The following is a 14995-nucleotide window of genomic DNA, read 5'->3' as shown; positions in this document are numbered from 1 at the left end:
GGCCTGTCGAGCCGACAGCATTATGGCCAGCCGGTCGTGTGGGCGTCGAGCCGTCCGTGCCGGGCGTCGAACCCGCCATGCCGCTGGTCTGGCCCGGTACCTACCGAGCCGCATTCGATCCGGCCGAGGAACCACCCCGAACCGGTACCGACCTCCCTCAGGGCACGATGACGATCTTGCCGCGGACGTGTCCCTCTCGGCTCGCGGTGAACGCCTGCGGTACTTCGTCGAGCGAGTAGGTGCGGGCGATCGGCACGGTGAGCGAACCCGCTGCGGCGAGGTCGGCGAGGCGCTGGGTCTGGGTGCCGTCCGGGCGTACCCACACCACGTGTCCGCCGTGCGCTTCCACCTCGGGATCGGCGATGGAGGCGTGGCGGCCGTTCGTGGCGAGCACCTGGGTGGTGACGTCGAGTTGGCCGCCGACGAAATCGGCGACCGCGTCCACCCCGTCGGGTGCGAGTTCGCGCACCCGGTCGGCGAGGCCGTCGCCGTAGCTCACCGGTTCGGCGCCGAGTTCGCGCAGGAAATCGTGGTTGCGTTCGGAGGCGGTGCCGATCACCCGCGCGCCGCGCGCCGTGGCGATCTGCACGCCGAGGCTGCCGACACCACCGGCCGCGGCATGGATGAGGACGGTGTCGTCCGCGCCGACCCGGAGGATGTCGAGGGTGCGCAGTGCGGTGCCGCCGGCCAGTGGCAGCGCGCCGGCCTGCTCCCAGGACAGTTCCGCAGGCTTGCGGGCAAGGGTGGGGGCGGGCACGGCCACCAGTTCGGCGAAGGTACCCGCGTGCAGCGTGTCCTTGCGTGCGTAACCGAGCACTTCGTCGCCGACGGCGAATTCCGGCGTGTCAGGGCCGGTTTCGACGACGACGCCGGCCACATCCCAGCCCGGGACGACGGGGAAGATCGCGTCGATCAACCCGTCGAGCCCGCCGGTCATCAACTTCCAATCGACCGGATTCACCCCCGCGGCTCGCACCTCGACCAGCGCCGTTCCCGGAAAAACCTTCGGTTTCGGCAGCTCTTGCACCCGAATGTCGGCGACATCGGAGCTGTACCGGTCGTAGGTTGCGGCGCGCATGAAGCATCCTCTCGATATCGGTTCCGTGGTCTCCGAGTGCAACAGAGGCACCGCACCGATATTCCGAGCGGATTCCGCGCCGGTACATGCCGGCGCCGGAGGAACCCAGAGCTCACCGAGACCGGGCACCGTTGACCGGATCTCGGTGAACCTCCGCTCAGCCCGCGGCTGCCGCGCGCAGGCCGGTGCGGCGGATGATCCGAGCCAGTTCTGCGTTGAACCGGTCGGCCGCTTCGATATTGGTGAGGTGTCCGGTGGGCCAGACGTGGTAGTCGGCGAGGTGGCCGGCACGGTCGAGGGCGTCGGCGATGATGCGCGACATCCGTTCCGGCAGCAGGCGGTCGTGCTCGCCCGCGATCACCGTCGTCGGGACGGCGAGGTTGCTGGCGGCGTCACCGAGTTCGAGGTCGGCGAGGGCGGCCGCGTGCCTGCCACGGGCGAGCGGGCGGCAGGAGCGGACGATACCGAGAGCGAATTCGACCTGGTCGGGGGTGGCGGTCGGTGACATGATGCGGGACTTGAGCACGGCGCGGGCCGCCCATCCGCCGGGGAACGGGACCGGCGCGGTGAGCAGCGTCTCGGCGAAGATGATGGGCATCCGAACACCGGCCCCGAAGACCGTGATCGGACGTTCGGCGACCATCAGCGGCTTGTTGAGCAGCGGCAACAGGTCGGTGTCGTAGCGGATATTGCCCGAGGTGGTGTTCACCAGGACGGCGGCCTTTGCGCGGCGGCGGACCTGGTCGGGGTGCCGGGCGGCCCATGCTTGCAGGGTGATACCGCCCATGCTGTGGCCGACGAGTACCGCGCGCTGCCCGGGGCGCAGGGTGGCGTCGAGGACGGCGGCGAGATCGTCGGCCATGGTGTCGGCGCTGGGGAACAGCGTTCCGGCTTGGCTTTCGCCGTGGCCGCGCTGGTCGTAGCAAATGACCCGGTGCGTATCGGCGAAGGCGTTGATCTGCGGGTTCCAGTACTCGATGCTGCAACTCCAGCCGTGGACCAGCACGATCGGATCGCCGTCGGCCGGGCCGTAGGCGTGCACCCGCAGGCGCGCGCCGTCGATGGTGGTTACCGGGATGACCTCGTGCGGTGCGGTGGGCGCGTTGAGCGACGCCGTCTGGAATGTGCGCGACCGCAGTCCGGCGCGAAAGGGGGCGGTCAGGGCGCCGTGGCGGACCTGCGCCAGCGTCTTCATCGACTTCACCAGCATCAGAGCACTCCTTTGTGTCTACCGTCACGGTAAATGCAAGCTGGGGTGCTTGCAAGTGCAAGCGCCGCTTGCCGGAAACTCTTACCGCGACGGTCCGCTACACCGGGTGTCGGTCCGGTGTGTAATGCCGTTACCGGGAAAATGCCCGAAATGGGGCCGAAATATGCCTCCTGTTTGCTGATGTGTGCGTGTCGTTACCGAACCGAACGGTGTCGGTGCCCGGTGCGATCATGGGGCGATGGCGACCGATCCGATCGGCCTGGCACCGCCGATACCCGTGCTGCGCATGTTCGATGTGGCGAAGACCTAGCGAGCACCACGGTGACGGCACTCCCGGCAGCGTGTTGTGGATGGCTGTGGATGATATTCACGCCTGGCATGCCGAGCTGGCGGCCAAGGAGTACCGGTACGCCGACCCGGGATGTCCGCACGACGGCCCCGGCGGGCCGGGCTTCGACCTGGTCGATCCCGCGGGCAACTCGCTGCGATTCGCGCAGCCGCAGTCTCGATAGCGGCGGCACGTCGGCCCCGGCTACGGTGAGATTCGTGGACATCACGCAGTCGGAACCGGTGGCCCGGCGGCCGCAGACCAGGTGGCGCGCCCTGGCGGTGCCGGCGGCGGTGGCCGGGGCCGGGGTGCTCGCGGTGCTGGCTGTGCATCTGCGGGATCCGCATGTGGAGGGATCGTGGGGGATCTGCCCGGTGTATGCGCTGACGGGGGTGTACTGCCCGGGATGTGGTGGTATGCGGGCAGTACACAACCTCACCGAGGGGCAGGTGCTCGATTCGCTGCACAGCAACCTCATCGCGTTGCCGCTGCTGATGCTGTTCGCGGTATGGGTGGGCGACTGGGCGATCCGGGCGTGGCGCGGTAAACCCATGCGGCACTTCGGCATCAATGCCCTCACCATGTGGTCGATCTTCGGCTTCCTCGCGGTGTACACAGTGCTACGCAATACGCCGTGGGGTAGCTGGTTGACGCCGGTCTGAGCAGCCCGAACGCCCCCGCTCCCCGGCGAAACGGGGCAAGCTGGAGATAGGGCAGCGGCCGGAAAGGACACAGCGCATGATCGATTCACTCAAGGCACGGGTACGTGCCAAGCTGCTGCGTCAGCTCGTCGAGGACGGACCTTCGGACTCCGAGCAGGACGATCCCCGGCTGATCTCGGTGGAGACCGACCTCGACGCCCTCGACAGCGTGGCCGAGGACGATCCGCTTGTCGAGGAACTCGCCACCCGCTATCTGGTCTTCTGAGCAACGCTCAGGCGCCGGTCGACAGCCCACCCGAGGGCGGTAGCTGTGGCAATGCCTCGGCCAGCAGCCAGCTGTCCCACAGTGGGCGCAGCGGCACCAAGCTGTAGTGCCCCGCCAGATCGGTGAACTCCTCGGTGGTCACCGAGGCGTGCCGATAGCGCGAGGTCCATTCCCGCAGCATGTCGAAGAACGCGGTATCGCCGAGCTCGAGCCGCAGCGAATGCAGGCACAGCGCCCCACGCTTGTAGACCCGGTCGTCGAACATGTGCGCGGGCCCAGGATCGCCGACGACGATGTCCTGCGGTTGCCGCGCCAGATTGTGCCGCGCCGCCCTGGCCTGCTGGTCGGCGCTCGGCCCGCCGGAGGCCTCGGACCAGATCCATTCCGCGTAGCAGGCGAAGCCCTCGTGCAGCCAGATATCGCGCCACTGCCGGATGGTGAGGCTGTTGCCGAACCACTGGTGGGCGAGTTCGTGCGCGACGAGTCGTTCCGCGCCACGGCGGCCGTCGCAGTGGTTGGCGCCGAAGATCGAGATGCCCTGGGCCTCGATCGGGATCTCCAGCTCGTCATCGGTGACGACCACCGTGTACGCCTCGAACGGATACGGCCCGAACTTGTCGATGAACACCGCGAGCATCTGCGGCTGCCGGGCGAAATCGTGGTCGAAGTTCGCGCGCAGGCGGGCGGGTACCAGGGCGTGCATGGGGACCGGTCCGTGCGCGGGGCCGATCCGGTGTTTGCGGTACTGGCCGATCTGGATGGTCGCCAGATAGCTCGACATCGGTTCGGACTGCTCGTAAACCCAGGTGGTCTGGCTGGCCTTGGTCTGCTTGCGCAGCAGGGTGCCATTGGCGAGGGCGTGGTAGGGGGTGTCGGTGGTGATCGAAATGCGGTAGCTGGCCTTGGAACTCGGATGATCGTCGCAGGGGAACCAGGACGCTGCGCCATTGGGCTGGCTGGCGACCAAGGCCCCGTCGGTGAGTTCCTCCCAGCCCACCTCACCCCACGGGCCGCGCACCGGGCGCGGGGTGCCCGCGTACTGCACCGTGACCGCGAGGAGCCCACCGGCCGGGATCCGCTGCTGCGGGGTGATGACGAGTTTGCCGTGCTGATGGGTGTACTTCGCGACCTTGCTGCCGTTGACCAGGACCTTCGACACCGACAGCGATTGCGACAGGTCGAGAGCGAAGCGCGGGCGGACCTCGGTGGTGACCGCGGTGATGTCGGCACGGCCGGCGAGCCGGTTGCTGGCGACCTTGTAGGTGAGGTCGAGTTCGTACCGTGAGACCCGATAGCCCCGGTTTCCGTTCTGCGGCAGGTACTCGTCGATGGGGGCGTCGTAGAACTTGCCTCTCATCGGCCGGCGGCCCCTGGATCGGCGGCCGCAGCCCATGGCGCGATCGGATTGCCCCACCACCGCGTCGACGGCGGCACCGTGTCGCCGCGCATGACCAGCGAGGCCGGGCCGATGGTCGCGCCCGCGCCGATGGTCGCGGCGGGCAGGGCGACGCAGTGCGGGCCGAGGGTGGCGCCCGGTCCGAGGGTGACGGTGTCCATCGACATGATCCGATCGTGGAACAGATGGGTCTGCACCACACAACCGCGTTCCACGGTCGCGCCGTCGCCGAGGGTCACCAAATCCGCCTCCGGTAGCCAATAGGACTCGCACCACACACCGCGACCGATACGGGCACCCAGACCACGCAGCCACAGATTCAGCACCGGAGTACCCGTCGCGGCGCGCGCGAACCACGGTGCCGCCACCGTTTCCACGAAGCTGTCGGACACCTCGTTACGCCATACGAACGAACTCCACAGCGGATGTTCTTCGGCGCGGATCCGGCCGATCAGCAGCCATTTGGCGGTGATCGCGCTGGCGCAGGCCAGCGCGCCCGCGACCATGAGCACCACACCCGAGAGCAGCGCGGCGCCCGGGTAGCCGATGTTCTGCGCCAGCCAGGCCAGCGTGAACAGCACGCCGACGCCGATCGCGAAGGTGACGAGCACCGGCAGCAGGCGGCAGGTTTCCACCACGCCGCGGAAGACTCGCAGCCGCAGCGGCGGATCGAAGGTGCGCTCGGTATCGGCGGTTTCGGCGGCGCGGCGCAGCCGCACGGGCGGGCTGCCGAGCCAGGACGAGCCCGCCTTGGCCTTGCTCGGGGCGGCCGAGAGCACGGCGACCAGCCCGTTCTTCGGCACCCGGCGCCCGGGCGCGGTCATTCCGGAGTTGCCGAGGAAGGCGCGTTTGCCGACCTTCGCCTCGCCGATGCGCAGCCAGCCGCCGCCGAGTTCGTAACTGGCGATCATGGTGTCGTCGGCCAGGAACGCGCCATCGGCGACGGTGGTGAACTTCGGCAGCAGCAATACCGTCGAAGCTTCCACCCGCTTACCGATCTTGGCGCCGAGCAGCCGCAACCAGATGGGGGTGAGCAGGCTGGCGTAGAGCGGGAACAGGAAGTTGCGGGCGCCGTCGAGCAGCCGTTCGGTGGCCCACACCTGCCAGCCGACGCGGCTGCGAACCGGGTGGTAGCCCTCGGTGAGGCCGAGGCTGAGCACCCGCACCGCGAGCACCGTGGCCACGGCGTAGACGAGCAGGCTCACCAGGGTGGCCACCGGCAGCATGAGCAGGCCACGTCCGAGTGCGCCCGCGATGGTGGTGGTGTCGCGGATCCACCAGACGATCAGCGCGCCACCGGCGGCCAGCCCGAGAATGGGCATCGCGGCCAGGCCCATCGAGCTGATGGCGAACGCGAGCACCCAGTGAATCGCGCGTTTCGGCGTCTCGGCGGGCCAGCGGTGCCTGGCCTTGCCGACCTTCACCGCGGGCGAGCCCGCCCACTCCTGATCCGGCTTGACCTTCCCGGACACCGCCGAACCGGCCGCGATCTCGGCGTCACGGCCGATCTTGGTGCCGGGCAGCAGGATCGAGCGCGCGCCGATCACCGCGCCGCGGCCGACCACGATGGGCCCGATATGCACGACGTCGCCGTCGATCCAGTAACCGGACAGGTCCACTTCGGGCTCGACGCTGCACCCGTCGCCGAGTTCGAGCATGCCGGTCACCGGCGGCAGCGTGTGCAGGTCGACGCCCTTGCCGATCTTCGCGCCCAATGCCCGCGCGAACGGCACCATCCACGGTGCGCCGGACAGGTTCTCGGCACCACTGGCCTCCGAGAGCCGCACCGCCGCCCACAGCCGCAGATGCACCGAACCACCGCGCGGATAGCTGCCGGGTGCGACCCCGCGCAACAGCAGCCGGGCGCCTGCGACACAGATGCTCATCCGGCCCAGCGGGGTGATGAAGACGACGAACAGCAGCAGCGTCCACCACCACGACAGCTGCGGCAGCCAGGGCAGCGCGCCCGCCCAGCTCGCGATATTGCCCGCGATGGCCAACCAGGTGAGCCATTGCAGGCCGGTGAGCGTGGTCAACGGAAGGGTGGCGAGGACTTGGGCGCACTGTGCGGACAGCGGCGTCGGGCGGACGGTCCGTTCGACGACGGCGGCCGACGGCGCGGTCTCGTCGAGGAGTTCGGCCAGCGCGCCCAGCCGCGGATGGTCGTACAGGTCGGCGACCGCGATGCGCGGATACCGTTGCCGCAGTGCGGTCACCAGCTGTGCCGCCGAGAGCGAGCCGCCGCCGAGATCGAAGAAATCAGCGTCCGCGCCGGTGATCTCGGCGCCGAGGATCGAACTCCACAGCTCGGCCACCCAGGCGGCGGTGCCGGTGAGCCCGTGGTCGACGGTCTCGTCGCTGCCGCCCACCGGCCAGGGCAGGGCGTCGCGGTCGACTTTGCCCGAGGTGCGGGTGGGTAGTTCCGGCACCACCACCAGCCGCGGCACCAGCGGGGCGGGCAGTTGCTCGGCGAGCAGCGCGCGGGCGGCCTTGATGTCGTAATCGGGTGGGGTACCGGTGAGGTAGCCGACCAGGATCTGATTGCCTGCGGCGGTGGTGCGGACGGCGGCGGCCGCACCGCTCACCCCGGGCAGATGCTGTAGGGCGTTGTCGAGTTCGCCGAGTTCGATGCGGCGCCCGCCCACCTTCACCTGATCGTCGGCGCGGCCGATGAAGACCAGTCCGGCCTTGTCGTTGCGCACCAGATCGCCGCTGCGATAGGCGCGTTCCCAGCCGAGGGAGGCCAGCGGCGCGTACTTCTCGGCGTCCTTGGCCGGATCCAGATAGCGGGCCAGGCCGACGCCGCCGATCACCAGTTCGCCGGATTCGCCCTCGCCCACCGGATTACCGGCGGCGTCGACGACGGCCAGATCCCAGCCGTCCAACGGCAAACCGATGCGCACCGGCCAGTTCCCGTCCAGCAGCGCCGCGCACGCGACGACGGTGGTTTCGGTGGGGCCGTAGGTGTTCCACACCTCGCGTTCGGATTCCGGGTCGCCCGCCAGTCGTTCGGCCAGCTCCGGCGGCACGGCCTCGCCGCCGAAGATGAGCAGCCGCACCGGTTCCAGCGCTTCGGCGGGCCAGGTCGCCGCCAGCGTCGGCACGGTGGAGACGACGCTGATCTCGTGCCGCACCAGCCACGGACCGAGATCGGCGCCGGTGCGCACCAGCGCGCGCGGTGCGGGGACCAGACAGCCGCCGTGCCGCCAGGCCAGCCACATCTCCTCACAGGAGGCGTCGAAGGCCACCGACAGTCCGGCCAGCACCCGGTCGCCGGGGCCGATCGGGGCGTCGCGGAGGAACAACCGGGCCTCGGCGTCGACCAGGGCGGCGGCGTTGCGATGGGTTACCGCAACACCTTTCGGCGTGCCGGTGGAGCCGGAGGTGAAGATGATCCAGGCGTCGTCGGCGGGGGAGGGCGGCTGCGGCCCGTCGGGTTGCCCATTGTTTGCCGTGCTGGCGTGCTCGGTCGCTTCGATCCCGGCGGCGGTGACGATCGCGGTGACCCGCGCCTCGCCGAAGACCAGGCGGGCGCGTTCGTCGGGATCGTCGGCGTCCACGGGTACGTAGGCCGCGCCCGCGTGCAGTACCGCGAGAATCGTGACGTAGAGCTCACGGGTGCCGGACGGCATCCGCACCCCGACGCGGTCGCCGCGCCGCACCCCCGCCGCGCCGAGGCGCTCGACCGTCGCGGCGATCTCGGCGAGGAGCTCGGTGTAGGTGAGGGCGGTATCGCCGTCGTCGATGGCGGGGGCGTCCGGATGGGCACGTGCCGTCTCGGCGAGGATGTCGACCAGCGTTCGCGCAGGTGGGGCGAGGGTCGAACGTAGCAGCGGATCGAGCTCCTGGACCGAACCATCGGTGTCGATCTGCGGCTGGAGCATCACGTCCGGCCCACCTTCCTCAGCACTGTCCGGCAGTAACCATGTTCGGCGGTACGGCCTCACCAACTAATTCTCGAAGACGGTTGTTTCATACGAGGGTTACCAATGGGCAAACGGAAAACACCCCGGTGACCAGTAGTCAACGGTACCCGCAGCGCGGGACGGGTTGACAGCGGCGCGGCCGGTCTGCCAATCTCGCCACAGGTCATGAGTGCCAGCGTCAAGCCCCGGCTTGCTGGCCGGCAACCCTCCTCCGCGGTGGGGTGCTCCGGGTGACGACCGGGCCGACGCCCGACCGGGCGCGGCAAGCGCGGACTCGACGAATCCTCTTTCGCGGGTCCCTCAGCCGATGGGATGACGTGATGACCGCTGTGTTCGATCAGACCTGTGCCGCCCTCGCCAGGGTCTCCGGAGACGACCTCCAGGTACCCCTCGTACAGGGCGGGACCTGCACTTACGCCAATTTCGACTATGCCGCGAGCGCGCCCGCGCTGGCTCAGGTCACCGACCGGGTGCAGCGGCTGCTGCCGCTCTACGCCAGCGTGCACCGCGGCGCCGGCTACGCCTCGCGGATCTCCACCGAATGCTATGAGGCCGCCCGCGGTTCGGTGGCCCGGTTCCTGGATGCGGCAGACGACCAGGTGGTGGTCTTCACCCGCAACACCACCGACTCGCTGAACCTGCTCGCCGCCTGCGTGCCCGGCGACACGGTGGTGCTCGATGTTGAACACCACGCCAATTTCCTGCCCTGGCAACGGCGTGGGCGGCGCGTGGTGGCCGCGGCCGATACCGTCGAGGAGACGATTCGCCGGCTCGTCGCCGAGTTGTGCGCGAAACCGGCTGCGCTGCTGGCGGTTACCGGTGCCTCCAATGTGACCGGGGAAGTGCTGCCGCTGGCCCGGTTGGCCGAGATCGCCCACCAGTGCGGCGCCCGCATCCTGGTCGACGCCGCGCAGCTGGCACCGCATCGGCGAATCAGCCTGCGCGAGTGCGGCATCGATTATCTCGCTTTCTCCGGTCACAAGCTGTACGCGCCGTTCGGCGCGGGGGTGCTGGTGGGTAAGCGGGATTGGCTCGATGCGGCGCCGCCGTACCTGGCCGGCGGTGGTGCGGTGCGTGAGGTGCGCGTCGACGGCACCGAGTGGGCACCCGCGCCGCAACGGCACGAGGCCGGTTCGCCGAATGTGCTCGGTGTCGCGGCCCTGGCCGCTGCCTGCGACGCACTGTCCGAGATCGACGCCGAGCGGGTGATCGCGCACGAACGGCGGCTCGCCGAGCGGCTGCGCGCGGGCTTGTGCGCGATCCCGGGTGTGCGGCTGCTGCGCCTGTGGTCCGACAGCCCCGACACCGTCGGCATCGTCGCGTTCACCCTGGACGGCTTCGCGCCCGGCCAGGTGGCTGCGTATCTGTCGGCCGAACACGGCATCGGCGTGCGCGACGGCCGGTTCTGCGCGCATCCGCTGCTGGCCAGGCTGGGGCTCGATGGCGCGCTGCGCGCGAGCATCGGCCTCGGCACCGATTCCGCCGACGTGGACCGGCTGGTCTCGGCGGTCGCCGCGCTCGTGCAGGACGGCCCCGCATGGGATTACACCTGCACCAGCGGGCTGTGGAATCCGAGCCCGGAAACCAGGTCGTTCACCGGCGCCGAGGATGCGGGTGCGGCGCCCTGCCTCATCGGCTGACCGCCGGCACCGGCCACCGAGGTGTTGCGGGATTCTGGACGCCCCGGTGCGAGCACTGCCGCCATCGCATCGGCCCCGGGGCGCAGCCGCTTGCCGTCACTCCGTGGCACCCTCTGCGCGGAGCGGCTGGGTGCCGGTGCGTGGTCCAGCAGCCGGTCAGAGCAGGCCGGGCAGGTGACCGCGCCGAATCAGTCCTCGTCCAGCGGGGTGGGCCGGTGGTAGCGCCCGTTGTGATACAGCAGCGGCGCGGCCGCCGGCTTCTCCTCGGTGGCGTCGTGCACGCGGGTCACCCGGCCGACGATAAAGGTGTGATCGCCGATGGGAATGCGCTGCTCGACGGTGGTGCGCAGCCAGATCGGCGTACCGTGCAGGACCGGTTCTCCGGTGTCCAGCGTGGTCCACAGCGACCGGTCGGTGAAGCGTTCCTCGGCGCTGCGCGCGAACCGCTGCGCGATATGGCGCTGATGTTCGCCGAGGAAATGGATCACCACCGAATCCGCCTCGCTCATCGCCGCCAGGCTCGAGGAGGTGTGCGCGATATTGAACGACACCAGCGGCGGTTCCAGCGACAGCGACGCGAACGAGGTCGCCGTGAACCCGACCGGGCCGTTCGGCGACGACAATGTCACCACCGTCACCCCGGACGGATAGTGCCGCATCGAGGCGCGGTACTGCTCGGCGGTGATGCCGCTCAGGTCGTCGGGCACCCGCAGCCGGGCTTCCGCGGCGGTCGGTTCATGCGCGTCGGTCACATGACGAAACTACTGCCTGCCGCTACACGCGGTTCAGTCCACGTCGATCGGCAGACCCGCGGTGATACGCACCAGTTCCCGAAAGGTCGTGCGGAACACCGCATCCGGATGACCGCCGGCCGCCCACAGTTCGCGGTGGTGGGACAGGGCGGTGTCGACCCAGGTGGGAATGTTGGTCGGATGGCCGACGGGGGCGACGGCATCCACGGGATGGCCGGTCACTTCGAGGACGAGCTCGTCGGGGGCGGGCGTGAGGGTGCCTTCCAGCCGTTCGCCGGTGTGGGCGAGGTCCACGTCGTGGCCGCCGGAGACCAGCAGCAGCACCGGATCATCGTCGAGCAGGTACAGCCGGGCCAGGGTGATGGCGCCGATGTCGACGCCGAGGGCGCGGGCGGCGTCGGCCGCGGCGGTGGGCCGATCCGGGTGGGTGACGATGACGCCGTGGTGGCCCCGGGCGATCAGGGTGTCCGCGACCCGGCAGGCGACCGGAGGAAGTGACCTGCGCATGAATCCAGGGTAGAGCTAACCGCTTCCGGCTGCCGGGTTCGCGATAACGGGTTCCATCCCACACGGTATCGCCGCCGTTACCGCCGTGTATACGCTGTACAGATGACTGATTGGCAGGCTTTCACCGTCGAAACCAGCGACCACGTCGCGCAGGTCACCCTGACCGGCCCCGGCAAGGGCAATGCGATGGGCCCCGACTTCTGGCGCGAGCTCCCCGAGATCTTCACCGCCCTCGACGCCGACCCCGAGGTCCGCGCGATCGTGCTGACCGGTTCGGGCAAGCACTTCTCCTACGGTCTGGACCTGCCCGCGATGAGCGGCACCTTCGGCCCGCTGCTCGCCGACAAGGCGCTGGCCGCCCCGCGCACCGACTTCCTGCACGAGATCCGCCGCATGCAGGCCGCGGTGACGGCGGTGGCCGACTGCCGCAAGCCCGTCATCGCCGCGGTCTCGGGCTGGTGCATCGGCGGTGGCCTGGACCTGATCGCCGCCGTCGACATCCGCTACGCCAGCGCCGACGCCAAGTTCAGCCTGCGTGAGGCCAAGGTCGCCATCGTCGCCGATATCGGCTCGCTGCACCGGCTGCCCGCCATCATCGGCGAAGGTCACCTGCGCGAACTGGCCTACACCGGCAAGGACATCGACGCCGCGCGGGCGGAGAAGATCGGCCTGGTCAACGACGTCTTCGACGATCAGCAGGCCACCCTGGAGGCCGCGCACGCCACCGCGCGGGAGATCGCCGCCAACCCGCCGCTGGTGGTGCAGGGCGCCAAGGACGTGCTGTATCAGCGCAATGCCTCCGAGGTGGCCGAAGGGCTGCGCTACGTGTCGGCGTGGAACGCGGCGTTCCTGCCGTCGGAGGATCTGACCGAGGCGATTCAGGCCGTTTTCGAGAAGCGCGCCCCGCAGTTCAAGGGCCGCTGAGCGAGCAGTTCGGGTGAGGGGACCGTGTCCATTGCCGAACGCCGAGCGGCACACCACCGAGACGCCTGGTCGGGCGCTATCTCGGTGATGTGCCGCTGTCGATCTATGGTGCGACCGCTCGACGTCTCAGCGGGCCGCCCCGGCGACGCTCAGTGTCCGCCCTGGTCCTTCAGGCGCTGGATGGACGCCTCGACCTCGGCTTCGGCCTCGGCGCGGCCGACCCACTCCGAACCCTTGACGTACTTGCCGGGCTCGAGGTCCTTGTAGCGCTCGAAGAAGTGCTTGATCGCGGCCAGCTCGAACTCCGGGACGTCCTTCAGGTCCTGGATGTGGTCCCAGCGCGGGTCACCGGCGGGCACGCACAGCACCTTGTCGTCGCCGCCTGCCTCGTCGGTCATCTTGTACATGGCGACCGGGCGGGCCTCGACGATGACGCCGGGGAACACCGAATCGGGCAGCAGGACCAGCGCGTCCAGCGGGTCGCCGTCCTCGCCGAGGGTGTTCTCGATGTAGCCGTAGTCGGCGGGGTACACCATGGAGGTGTAGAGGAAACGATCGAGCCGGACCCGTCCGGTCTCGTGGTCCACCTCGTACTTGTTGCGCGAACCCTTGGGGATCTCGATGGTGACGTCGAACTCCACGCCAACTCCTTCTTCCGGTGCCTCTGGTGTACTGCGGCTGTTCAGCGGGCCGACGGGCCGCCGACGCGCCAGGTCGTTCGGGGGAACGGTAGCCGAACGAGGATAGTGTGGGCCAAGCGGATGTGGCGGGCGTGAGGAGACGGCGGACAACGTGGTGGGTAAGAACATCGGCGGGCTGGCCTCGCGGCGACGGCGCCGGATGTGGATCGGTCTGATCACCACGCTGGTGGTGTTGCTCGCGGTGGGCACCGGCGTCGCGGTGACCGTGCAGCCGTGGAGCGAGGAGTTCCGGCACGGTGGGCTCACCATCGCCGAGCCTCCGGTGCCGGTGCGGCCGTTCCCCGCGGTCGCGCCCGCCCCCGACGACGCGCCCGCGCCGAGTGCGGCGGGCCTGGCCGCGGCGCTGGCCCCGGTGGTGTCGAATCCGGATCTGGGCGGTTTCGCCGGTTCGGTAACCGATGCCGACACCGGCACGGTGCTGTGGAGCGCCGAGGCGGCAAAGCCCATGGTGCCGTCCTCGACCGCCAAGATCCTGACCACCGCGGCCGCGTTGCTCACCTTGCCCGAGGATCAGCGGGTACACACCACCGTGGTCGCCGGCTCGGCGCCGGGGGAGATCGTGCTGGTCGGCGGCGGTGATCCGACGCTCACCGCGCAGCCCGACGGCAAGGGCTACTACCCGGGCGGGCCGAAGCTGTCGGACCTGGTCGACCAGATTCGGGCGGCACAGATTCCGGTCGACTCCATCGTGGTCGACACCTCGCTGTACTCGGGGCCTGCGATGGCGCGCGGCTGGGATCCGATCGATATCCCGGGCGGTTCCATCGCGCCGATCGAGCCGCTGATGCTCGACGGCGGCCGGCTCGACCCGCTGGTCGAATACGCGCCCCGTTCCGATTCACCCGGTCTCGATGTCGGCCGTCGGCTCGCGGCCGAACTCGGTGTGAGCGCCGAACGGGTCCGTCCCGGCACCGCACCCGCGGGTTCGAAGCAGATCGCGAGCGTCTCCTCGGCGCCGCTGGGGCAGCGGCTGCACGCGATGATGGTGCATTCGGACAATGTGCTCGCTGAAACCATCGGCCGCGAAATCGCCACGGCCACCGGACGGCCCGCCTCGTTCGACGGTGCGGCCGCCGCGGTCCAGGAGACGCTCGAGCAGGCGGGCTTCGATCTGACCGGCGTCAGCATGCACGACACCAGCGGCCTGTCGGTGGACGACCGCATCCCGGCGCAGGTGCTGGACCGGATCCTGGCGACGGCCGCGCGCGACGACGAGATCACCGAGCAGGCGAACACCCCGGCCAGCACGAACCCGGGCCTGCGGCCCGGCGGCCTGGTGCGTCCCGGTGCGTCCCCCGGCCGGGATTCCGGCACCGAACCCTCGCTCTCCGCGCAGCTCGCACCGCTGCTCGATGATCTACCCGTTGCGGGCGCTACCGGCTCGCTGACCAGCCGTTATGTGGTGCGGGACCGGGATGGCGCGGGCTGGGTCCGGGCCAAGACCGGAACTCTGTCGGTGGCCAGCACGTTGGTCGGGTATGTGCTGGACAGTGATGGGCGAGTCCTCACCTTCGCGTTGATGTCGAGCGATCGGCCGCCGGAGGTGAGCAGACCCGCATTGGATGCCATCGCGGCCACACTGCGTAATTGCGGATGCTCCTGACGG

Annotated in this window: 13 protein-coding genes and 1 riboswitch; of the genes, 6 read left to right on the top strand and 7 right to left on the bottom strand. The window is 69.7% G+C overall.

What is annotated here, in order from left to right; all coding sequences use genetic code 11:
- Window positions 1-157: 157 nt before the first annotated feature.
- Window positions 158-1078: an NADP-dependent oxidoreductase gene (locus GV790_RS13355; protein ID WP_163813665.1), complete on the bottom strand. Its 921-nt coding sequence runs from the start codon at window positions 1076-1078 to the stop codon at window positions 158-160.
- Between the two features lie 157 nt (window positions 1079-1235).
- Window positions 1236-2288, bottom strand: coding sequence for an alpha/beta fold hydrolase (locus GV790_RS13350; protein ID WP_163813664.1), 1053 nt, complete (start codon window positions 2286-2288; stop codon window positions 1236-1238).
- A gap of 350 nt (window positions 2289-2638) precedes the next feature.
- Between GV790_RS13350 and GV790_RS31085 the strand changes: the two genes are divergently transcribed.
- The 3 genes from GV790_RS31085 (at window position 2639) to GV790_RS13335 (ending at window position 3543) form a co-directional block, all read left to right on the top strand.
- Window positions 2639-2800 (top strand): glyoxalase superfamily protein, encoded by a 162-nt coding sequence (locus GV790_RS31085; protein ID WP_228806764.1) that lies wholly within the window; start codon window positions 2639-2641, stop codon window positions 2798-2800.
- A 34-nt stretch (window positions 2801-2834) separates the two neighbouring features.
- Window positions 2835-3278 carry a DUF2752 domain-containing protein gene (locus GV790_RS13340; RefSeq protein ID WP_163813663.1) on the top strand — a complete coding sequence of 148 codons (444 nt, stop codon included), beginning with the start codon at window positions 2835-2837 and terminating at the stop codon, window positions 3276-3278.
- A 76-nt stretch (window positions 3279-3354) separates the two neighbouring features.
- The gene (locus GV790_RS13335; protein ID WP_163813662.1) at window positions 3355-3543 is read left to right on the top strand and encodes a hypothetical protein; all 189 of its coding nucleotides are present in this window, start codon (window positions 3355-3357) and stop codon (window positions 3541-3543) included.
- A gap of 7 nt (window positions 3544-3550) precedes the next feature.
- Here GV790_RS13335 and GV790_RS13330 read toward each other — a convergent pair whose 3' ends face one another.
- Both GV790_RS13330 and GV790_RS13325 read right to left on the bottom strand, forming a co-directional pair.
- The gene (locus tag GV790_RS13330) at window positions 3551-4900 is read right to left on the bottom strand and encodes a M1 family metallopeptidase (RefSeq protein WP_163813661.1); all 1350 of its coding nucleotides are present in this window, start codon (window positions 4898-4900) and stop codon (window positions 3551-3553) included.
- The gene (locus tag GV790_RS13325; RefSeq protein WP_163813715.1) at window positions 4897-8823 is read right to left on the bottom strand and encodes a Pls/PosA family non-ribosomal peptide synthetase; all 3927 of its coding nucleotides are present in this window, start codon (window positions 8821-8823) and stop codon (window positions 4897-4899) included. The genes GV790_RS13330 and GV790_RS13325 overlap by 4 nt, the downstream gene beginning before the upstream one ends.
- 203 nt (window positions 8824-9026) lie before the next feature.
- Window positions 9027-9140, top strand: a riboswitch (SAM riboswitch).
- Window positions 9141-9185: 45 nt separating this feature from the next.
- On the opposite strand from GV790_RS13325, the gene GV790_RS13320 reads away from it, so the two are divergent.
- Window positions 9186-10505, top strand: coding sequence for an aminotransferase class V-fold PLP-dependent enzyme (locus GV790_RS13320; protein WP_163813660.1), 1320 nt, complete (start codon window positions 9186-9188; stop codon window positions 10503-10505).
- A 188-nt stretch (window positions 10506-10693) separates the two neighbouring features.
- On the opposite strand, the gene GV790_RS13315 is transcribed toward GV790_RS13320, so the two are convergent.
- Both GV790_RS13315 and GV790_RS13310 read right to left on the bottom strand, forming a co-directional pair.
- The gene (locus GV790_RS13315; protein WP_228807083.1) at window positions 10694-11164 is read right to left on the bottom strand and encodes a flavin reductase family protein; all 471 of its coding nucleotides are present in this window, start codon (window positions 11162-11164) and stop codon (window positions 10694-10696) included.
- Window positions 11165-11290: 126 nt separating this feature from the next.
- The gene (locus GV790_RS13310; protein ID WP_163813658.1) at window positions 11291-11764 is read right to left on the bottom strand and encodes a YbaK/EbsC family protein; all 474 of its coding nucleotides are present in this window, start codon (window positions 11762-11764) and stop codon (window positions 11291-11293) included.
- Between the two features lie 102 nt (window positions 11765-11866).
- Here GV790_RS13310 and GV790_RS13305 point away from each other — a divergent pair, with 102 nt between their 5' ends.
- On the top strand, window positions 11867-12688 hold the full coding sequence (locus GV790_RS13305; protein WP_163813657.1) for a crotonase/enoyl-CoA hydratase family protein: 822 nt from the start codon (window positions 11867-11869) through the stop codon (window positions 12686-12688).
- A gap of 149 nt (window positions 12689-12837) precedes the next feature.
- On the opposite strand, the gene GV790_RS13300 is transcribed toward GV790_RS13305, so the two are convergent.
- Window positions 12838-13329 carry an inorganic diphosphatase gene (locus GV790_RS13300; RefSeq protein ID WP_014348688.1) on the bottom strand — a complete coding sequence of 164 codons (492 nt, stop codon included), beginning with the start codon at window positions 13327-13329 and terminating at the stop codon, window positions 12838-12840.
- Window positions 13330-13528: 199 nt separating this feature from the next.
- On the opposite strand from GV790_RS13300, the gene GV790_RS13295 reads away from it, so the two are divergent.
- On the top strand, window positions 13529-14992 hold the full coding sequence (locus GV790_RS13295) for a D-alanyl-D-alanine carboxypeptidase/D-alanyl-D-alanine-endopeptidase (RefSeq protein ID WP_178127868.1): 1464 nt from the start codon (window positions 13529-13531) through the stop codon (window positions 14990-14992).
- Window positions 14993-14995: the final 3 nt, after the last annotated feature.

Source organism: Nocardia cyriacigeorgica (assembly GCF_010858045.1).
Classification (GTDB): domain Bacteria; phylum Actinomycetota; class Actinomycetes; order Mycobacteriales; family Mycobacteriaceae; genus Nocardia; species Nocardia cyriacigeorgica_E.
The sequence above is the reverse complement of the archived record's forward strand: the minus strand, read 5'-3'. Positions and strand labels throughout refer to the sequence as shown.

Coding starts and splice junctions, on each gene's coding strand:
- GV790_RS13325 (WP_163813715.1), bottom strand. CDS start 8,823: ATGCTCCAGCCGCAGATCGACACCGATGGTTCGGTCCAGGAGCTCGAT.
- GV790_RS13315 (WP_228807083.1), bottom strand. CDS start 11,164: ATGCGGCACTATCCGTCCGGGGTGACGGTGGTGACATTGTCGTCGCCG.
- GV790_RS13305 (WP_163813657.1), top strand. CDS start 11,867: ATGACTGATTGGCAGGCTTTCACCGTCGAAACCAGCGACCACGTCGCG.
- GV790_RS13355 (WP_163813665.1), bottom strand. CDS start 1,078: ATGCGCGCCGCAACCTACGACCGGTACAGCTCCGATGTCGCCGACATT.
- GV790_RS13295 (WP_178127868.1), top strand. CDS start 13,529: ATGTGGATCGGTCTGATCACCACGCTGGTGGTGTTGCTCGCGGTGGGC.
- GV790_RS13350 (WP_163813664.1), bottom strand. CDS start 2,288: ATGCTGGTGAAGTCGATGAAGACGCTGGCGCAGGTCCGCCACGGCGCC.
- GV790_RS13335 (WP_163813662.1), top strand. CDS start 3,355: ATGATCGATTCACTCAAGGCACGGGTACGTGCCAAGCTGCTGCGTCAG.
- GV790_RS31085 (WP_228806764.1), top strand. CDS start 2,639: ATGGCTGTGGATGATATTCACGCCTGGCATGCCGAGCTGGCGGCCAAG.
- GV790_RS13310 (WP_163813658.1), bottom strand. CDS start 11,764: ATGCGCAGGTCACTTCCTCCGGTCGCCTGCCGGGTCGCGGACACCCTG.
- GV790_RS13330 (WP_163813661.1), bottom strand. CDS start 4,900: ATGAGAGGCAAGTTCTACGACGCCCCCATCGACGAGTACCTGCCGCAG.
- GV790_RS13320 (WP_163813660.1), top strand. CDS start 9,186: ATGACCGCTGTGTTCGATCAGACCTGTGCCGCCCTCGCCAGGGTCTCC.